Here is a 6,677-nt window from a genome sequence, read left to right as displayed (position 1 = left end):
CACGCCGGCCCGCCCGGGGCCGTCGTGTTCGCCACCGCCCCCGTCCCCTTCGCCGTGCGCGAGCCGCTGCCCGGCGTCGACCTCGACGCCGCCCTCCCGCGCCCCGGCACCGGCGTCGCGCTGTGGCTGCGCGCCGAGCACGCCCAGGAGCTGCACGACCGGCTCGCCGCCGCCGGCGTGCCGGTGCTGGCCGCCCCGGCCGACGGGCCCTTCGGGCGCACCTTCACCGTCGCCGACCCCGACGGGTACGCCCTGACCCTGCACGACCGGGCCTGAGCGCGGGCGCCCGCCGCTACGGTGGGCCGCACCGGGGGCGCGGTCCAGGCCCCCGGCCGACGTCCACGCCCCGGAGGTGCTGCGATGACCGCCCGGCCGCCCCTGTCCGCGCTGCTGCGGCAGGTGCCCGTCGTCGCCGTGCTGCGCGCCCGCCACGCCCGCGAGTACGCCCCCGTCGTGGAGGCCCTGCTCGCCGGGGGCGTGCGCTCGGTGGAGCTCACCCTCAGCACCGCCGGGGTGTTCGAGGAGCTCCCCGGGCTGCGCGAGCGCTTCTCCGGCGACGCGGAGATCGGCGTGGGCACCGTCACCACGCGCGAGGAGGCCGAGCGCGCCCTCGACGCCGGCGCCGACTACCTCGTCACCCCCACCACCGTCCTGGACGTCGTCGCCGCCGCCGTCGAGCGCGCGGTGCCGGTCTTCCCCGGCGGCCTGACGCCCACCGAGCTGCACGCCGGCTGGCGGGCCGGGGCCACCGCCGTGAAGCTCTTCCCCGCCTCCGCCGTCGGGCCCGGCTACCTGGCGCAGCTGCGCGGGCCGTTCCCCGACCTGCGCGTCGTCCCCTCCGGCGGCGTCGGCGTGGACGACGCCGCCGCGTGGATCGCCGCCGGCGCGCTCGCCGTCAGCCTCGGCGGCCCGCTGCTCGGGGACGCCTTCTCCGGCGGCGACCCCGCCGCCCTCACCGCCCGCGCGCGCCGCCTGTGCGGCTCCGTCGCCGAGGCCCTCGCCGCGCGGGGACCGGCGTGACCGCCCCCGCCGGCGCCCCCGGTCGCGTGGTGACGCTGGGCGAGACGATGGCGCTGGCGCGCTCCGAGACGCCCGGCCCGCTCGCCCACGCCCGTTCCCTGGCCCTGGGCGTCGGCGGCGCCGAGAGCAACGTCGCCATCGCCCTGGCGCGCCTGGGCACCCCCGTGACGTGGGTCGGGCGCGTCGGCGCCGACAGCCTGGGCGAGCTGGTGCTGCGCGAGCTGCGCGCCGAGGGCGTCGACGTCGCCGCCGTCGTCGACCCCGACGCGCCCACCGGGCTCATGGTCAAGGAGCGCCGCACCGGCGAGCGCGCGCGCGTCTGGTACTACCGCGCCGGCAGCGCCGGCTCCCGCCTGCACCGCGACGACCTGCCCCCGGCGGCGCTCACCGGCGCCGCGCTGCTGCACGTCACCGGCATCACCCCCGCCCTGTCCGCCTCCGCGGCCGACGCCGTCGAGCACGCCGTGGACACCGCCCGCGCCGCCGGCGCCCTGGTCTCCCTCGACGTCAACCACCGCTCGGCGCTGTGGCCAGCCCACCGGGCCGGGCCGGTGCTGGCGCGGCTGGCGCAGCGCGCCGACGTCGTGTTCGCCGGCGAGGACGAGGCGGCGATGCTCGTCGGCGAGCGCGACGGCCCGGTGCGCCTGGCCCGCGCCCTGACCGCCCTCGGGCCCGCGCAGGCCGTCGTCAAGCTCGGCGCCCGCGGCGCCGTCGCGGTCGTGGACGGCGCCGAGCACCACCGCCCCGCCGTGCCCGTCGCCGTCGTGGACACCGTCGGCGCCGGGGACGGCTTCGTCGCCGGCTACCTCGCCGAGCTCCTGCGCGGCTGCGACGCCCCGGAGCGGCTGGCCACCGCCGTGCGCGCGGGGGCGTTCGCCTGCCAGGTCCCCGGGGACTGGGAGGGCGCGCCCCGGCGCGCGGAACTGCCCCTGCTGGACGCGCAGGACCCCGTCTCGCGCTGACCGCGCCCGCCCACCGCCCGTAGGGTCCGGGTGTGCCCCCCGGTCCACCGCCCGCCGCCGCGCCGGTGCGGGTGCACCGCGCCGCACCGGGGGAGTGGCCCCTGGTGCGCGCCACCCGCCTGCGCGCCCTGGCCGACTCCCCGGGCGCCTTCGGCTCCACCCTGGCCCGCGAGGAGGCGTTCGACGAGGCGACGTGGCGCACCCGCGTGGCCGACGGCGACTGGTTCCTCGCCCGCGCCGGCGACGAGGTCGTCGGCATCGCCGCCGCCGTGCCCTCCGCGGACGACCCCGCCGACCGCGAGCTCGTCTCCGTGTGGGTGGACCCCGCCCACCGCGGCGGGCCCACCGCCACCGGGCTCGTGGAGTCCTCCTGCGCCTGGGCCGCCGCGCTGGGTGCGTCCACGGTGAGCCTGCGGGTCACCGACGCCAACCCCCGCGCGCGCCGGTTCTACGAGCGCCTGGGTTTCCGCCCCACCGGTGAGCGCCGGCCCCTGCCGCGCGACCCCGCCCTCGCCGAGGAGCGGATGCGCCGCGCGCTGGAGCGCTGAGGCACCCGGGGACCGCCGCCCCGGACCGCACCCGCTGCGGCACGCTGCGGCACGTGGACCCCGGCGCCGCCCACCGCGAACAGGCCGCCTCGTTCGGCGCGGCCGCCGACGCGCCCGTCGTGGGCGCGCCCTTCGCCCCCCGCGGCTGCGTCACCACCCCGCCCGACCCCGGCCGGGCCCGTTCAGCCGGCCAGCAGCGCCCGCAGCTCGTGCGCCGGCGCCGGGCGGGCGAGGTGGAAGCCCTGCGCGTACCGGCAGCCCAGCGCGGTGAGCGCCGCGAGGGTCTTGTGGTCCTCCACGCCCTCCACGACCACCTGGCAGCCCAGGCTCTCGCCGAGGCGCAGCACGGTGGCGACCACGGCGGTGGCGGCGGCGTCGGCGGGGACCTCCTCGGTGAAGGCGCGGTCCACCTTCAGCACGCCCACGGGCAGGTGCACCAGGCGGCTGAGGGAGGAGTAGCCGGTGCCGAAGTCGTCGATGGCGATGACGCACCCGTGCTCGTGCAGCCGCGCGAGCGTGCCGGTGGTGCGGGGGTCGTCGAGCACCTCGCGCTCGGTGATCTCCAGCACGAGCCGGTCGGGGGAGAGGCCGTGCGCGGCGAGGACGCCGACGACCTCGCGCTCCAGCCACGGGCCGCCGGCCTCCAGGGCGGAGACGTTGACGAACACCCGCGCCGGGCCGCGCGCGCCGAGCTCGGCGTCCCAGGCCTCCAGCTGCGCGCACGCGCTGCGCAGCACCCACGTGCCGAGCTCGGCGAGCACGTGGGGGTCCTCGGTGGCGTGCAGGAACTCCTCGGCGGTCAGCAGGCCGCGCTCGGGGTGCCGCCAGCGGGCCAGGGCCTCCACGGCCACGGCGCGGCCGGTGGTGACGTCCACGACCGGCTGGTAGTGCACCTCCAGCTGCCCGGAGGTGAGCGCGCGGCGCAGGGCGGTGCCCCGGTCGGTGCGGTCGGCGGCGTCGGCGTAGGCGTCGGGGTCGAAGACGGCCCAGCGGCCGGGGCCGGCGCGCTTGGCCTGGTACATGGCGGCGTCGGCGCGCGAGACGAGCGAGTCCGCGGCGGTGGGGTCGGCGGTGGCGGTGACGACGACGCCGACGCTGGCGGAGGGCTGCACCGGCACGTCGTCCAGCTCGGCGGGCGCGGCGAACTCCCGCACGACGCGCTCGGCGACGGCGGCGGCCTCCCCGGCCGAGCGCAGCTCGCGCAGCAGGACGAGGAACTCGTCGCCGCCGACGCGGGCCACGACGTCGCCGGGGCGCACGGCGCGGGTGAGCCGGCGCCCGCTGACGCGGATGAGCTGGTCGCCGGCGAGGTGGCCGTAGGTGTCGTTGGTGTGCTTGAGCCCGTCGAGGTCGACGAACAGGACCCCCAGCAGCCGGTGCGCGGGCAGGTCGCGCAGCGCAGCGGCCAGCTCCTGCAGGAACACGGTGCGCACGGGCAGGCCGGTGAGGGCGTCGTGCTCGACGCGGTAGGCGAGCTCCGCGCGGGCGCTGCGGGCCTCCTCGCGGTCGCGGGCCACGGCCAGGCAGCAGGCGGCGAGGTCGGCGAACGCGCCGGCGGCGAGGAGCTCCTCGCCGTTCCAGCGGTGGGGGGCGCGGTGGTAGACGGTGAGCACGCCCAGGCGGGCCCCGCGGCTGCTCAGCGGCAGCGCGCACACCCCGTGCACGCCCACCTCGGCCGCGCGGCGCTGGTAGTGCGGCCAGTCGCCCTCCACGGCGAGGTCGGCGCTGCGCACGGCCCGGCCGCGCCGGTGCGCGTCCCAGCAGGGGCCCTCGCGCAGCAGCTCCTGCACGGCCTCGACCTCGGCGACGTCGCCGGCGGTGGCGCAGGCCAGCCGCAGCGTCCCCTCGTCGTCGGGCACAACGACCGCGGCGCCGTCGGCGCCCAGGGCCCCGGCGGCGCGGGCGGTGTCGACGACGAGGTCCAGCTCGCGGGCGGAGACCTCGTAGTCGTGCCGCAGCGACTCGTGGGAGGCGTCCATGAGCGCGCCGACCTCGCGCACCCGCCCGGCGCGCAGCAGCGTCGCGGTGCGCGCCACCCGGTCGATCTCGGTGACCGCGTGGCGCACGCGCCGGGTCAGCACCTCCGCGCCCGGCTCGCCGGCCAGCCGGGCCAGCGCGTCGTCGAGGTCGGCGGGGTCGACCCCGCGCAGGTCCGGCACGCCCAGCGCGCGCGCGGCGCGCTCGACGTCGGCGCGGCGCGCGCCGTACTCGCCGCCGGAGTGCGAGTGCGCGGCGCGGGTGTCCACCACCAGCAGCGCCAGCCCGGCGCCGGCCAGGTCCAGCGGCAGGTGCGTGACCGAGTCGTCGCGGGTGTCCAGCAGGATCGCCCCGCCGGCGCGGCAGCGCAGCGAGGCGGCCTGGTCCATGCCGCCGGTGTTGGCGCCGGCGACGACGTTCTCGGCCTGCACGCACGCCCCGGCCAGCTCCGCGCGCCCGGCGTCGTCGGTGGGCAGGCCCGCCAGGTCGGCCAGGGCGATGGCCACGGCGCACTCCAGCGCCGCGGAGGAGGACAGCCCGGCGCCCAGGGGGACGTGCCCGTCGACGACGGCGTCGAAGCCGTGCTCGTGGCCCATCGCCCACGGCACCCCGGCCACGTACGCGGCCCAGCCCTCGGGGGAGCCGGCGCCGACGTCGGCCAGCGAGCCCTCCCAGTCGGCGCCGGCCTCCTGCGCCGAGCGCACCCGCACGACGTCGTCGTGGCGGGGGCTGAGCGCGACGAACGTGCGGTGCGGCAGCGCCAGCGGCAGGCACAGCCCGCCGGTGTAGTCGACGTGCTCGCCGATGAGGTTCACCCGGCCCGGGGCGGACCACACGCCCTCGGGGGTCTCGCCGAACGCGGCGCGGTAGGCGTCGGCGACGGACTCGGCGGCCTGCGCGCGCGCGGGGGCCTCGAAGAACGCGGGGACGCTCACGCGGCCACCTCCCGCAGCCGCGCGGCGATGCGCTCGGGGGTGGTGTCGTTGATCCAGGCGGCCATCGCGGACTCCGAGCCGGCCAGGTACTTCACCTTGCCGGGGCCGCGCAGGACGCTGAAGACCTGCAGGTGCAAGCGGAACTCCTCACGCCCGGTGCGCACGGGGGCCTGGTGCCAGCCGGCGATGTAGGGCAGCGGCCGGTCGTCGGGGTAGTAGCGGTCCAGCCGGCCCAGCAGGTCCAGGTAGGCGGTGACCAGGTCGGCGCGCTCGGCGTCGTCGAGGGCGGGCAGGTCGGGCACGTCGCGGTGCGGGGCCAGGTGCACCTCCACGGGCCAGCGGGCCGCGGCCGGCACGTACGCCGTCCAGTGCTCGGTCTCCAGCACGACGCGCGTGCCGGCGCGGCGCTCGGCGTCCAGCACGTCGCGGAACAGGTTGCGGCCCGTGGCCGCCCGGTGCTCGGCCGCGCGGCGCAGCACCGTGGCGGTGCGCGGCGTCACGAACGGGTAGCCGTAGATCTGCCCGTGCGGGTGCGGCAGGGTGACGCCGATCTCGCGGCCGCGGTTCTCGAAGCAGAACACCTGCTCCACGCCGGGCACGCGCGCCAGGCCCTCGGTGCGGTCCACCCACGCCTCCACCACGGTGCGCGCGCGGCGCGGGTCCAGGGTGCCGAAGGAGCCGGTGGCCTCGCTGGTGAAGCAGATGACCTCGGTGCGCCCGGTGCCCGGGCGCACCGGCCACAGCTCCTCGCCGTCCACGAGGCCCGGCTCGCCGCCGACGCGGGTGGAGAAGGAGGGGAAGCGGTTCTCGAACACCACGACGTCGTAGGAGTCGTCGGGGATCTCGGTGGGGAAGCCGCCGGGGACGGTGGGCGCCAGCGGGTCCTGGTCCGGCGGCGGCATCAGGGTGCGGTCGTTGCGGTGCGAGGCCATGGCGATCCAGTCGCCGGTGAGCGGGTCGTACCGCACCTGCGAACCGCCGCGCACGACCTCGTCGGCCGGCGGCAGCGGCCGGTGGTCCACGGCGTCGCGGGCGCGCTCGCCGGACAGCCACGGCTCGGTGTCGTCGAAGTAGATGAGCTCGCGGCCGTCGGCCATGCGCGTCGAGGTGCGCCGGAACTCGTGGGTGCCGCTGCGGCGCGGGCCGTCGCCGGGGTCGTGCGACCCCGCGCCCGGCCCGGGCTCGCCCGGGGTGGTGCTGCTCACGCGTCGTCCTCCTGGTCCTGCGGGTGGGTC

Annotated in this window: 6 protein-coding genes; 4 read left to right on the top strand and 2 right to left on the bottom strand. The window is 78.9% G+C overall.

Translation table 11 applies throughout. The features are described 5' to 3' along the window. The 4 genes from GTR00_RS11160 to GTR00_RS11145 form a co-directional block, all read left to right on the top strand. Window positions 1-276 (top strand): VOC family protein (locus GTR00_RS11160; RefSeq protein ID WP_166611695.1); only part of this gene is annotated, 276 nt, incomplete at its 5' end. An 84-nt stretch (window positions 277-360) separates the two neighbouring features. After that, complete coding sequence (locus GTR00_RS11155) at window positions 361-1,020, top strand: bifunctional 4-hydroxy-2-oxoglutarate aldolase/2-dehydro-3-deoxy-phosphogluconate aldolase (RefSeq protein ID WP_166611694.1); 660 nt, start codon at window positions 361-363, stop codon at window positions 1,018-1,020. 47 nt (window positions 1,021-1,067) lie between these two features. Beyond that, on the top strand, window positions 1,068-1,982 hold the full coding sequence (locus GTR00_RS11150) for a sugar kinase (protein ID WP_205705559.1): 915 nt from the start codon (window positions 1,068-1,070) through the stop codon (window positions 1,980-1,982). A 32-nt stretch (window positions 1,983-2,014) separates the two neighbouring features. Beyond that, window positions 2,015-2,530: a GNAT family N-acetyltransferase gene (locus GTR00_RS11145; RefSeq protein WP_205705558.1), complete on the top strand. Its 516-nt coding sequence runs from the start codon at window positions 2,015-2,017 to the stop codon at window positions 2,528-2,530. A 182-nt stretch (window positions 2,531-2,712) separates the two neighbouring features. Here the strand turns inward: GTR00_RS11145 and GTR00_RS11140 are convergent, their stop codons facing one another. Together GTR00_RS11140 and galT are read right to left on the bottom strand one after the other, a co-directional pair. Beyond that, window positions 2,713-5,442, bottom strand: a complete 2,730-nt coding sequence (locus GTR00_RS11140) for an EAL domain-containing protein (RefSeq protein ID WP_166611692.1) — start codon at window positions 5,440-5,442, stop codon at window positions 2,713-2,715. Next, window positions 5,439-6,539 carry a galactose-1-phosphate uridylyltransferase gene (galT, locus tag GTR00_RS11135; protein WP_166611696.1) on the bottom strand — a complete coding sequence of 367 codons (1,101 nt, stop codon included), beginning with the start codon at window positions 6,537-6,539 and terminating at the stop codon, window positions 5,439-5,441. The genes GTR00_RS11140 and galT overlap by 4 nt, the downstream gene beginning before the upstream one ends. Window positions 6,540-6,677 lie beyond the last annotated feature (138 nt).

Source organism: Kineococcus indalonis, from assembly GCF_009906395.1.
Lineage (GTDB): Bacteria > Actinomycetota > Actinomycetes > Actinomycetales > Kineococcaceae > Kineococcus > Kineococcus indalonis.
This window is presented reverse-complemented; position numbering and strand designations above follow the sequence as displayed.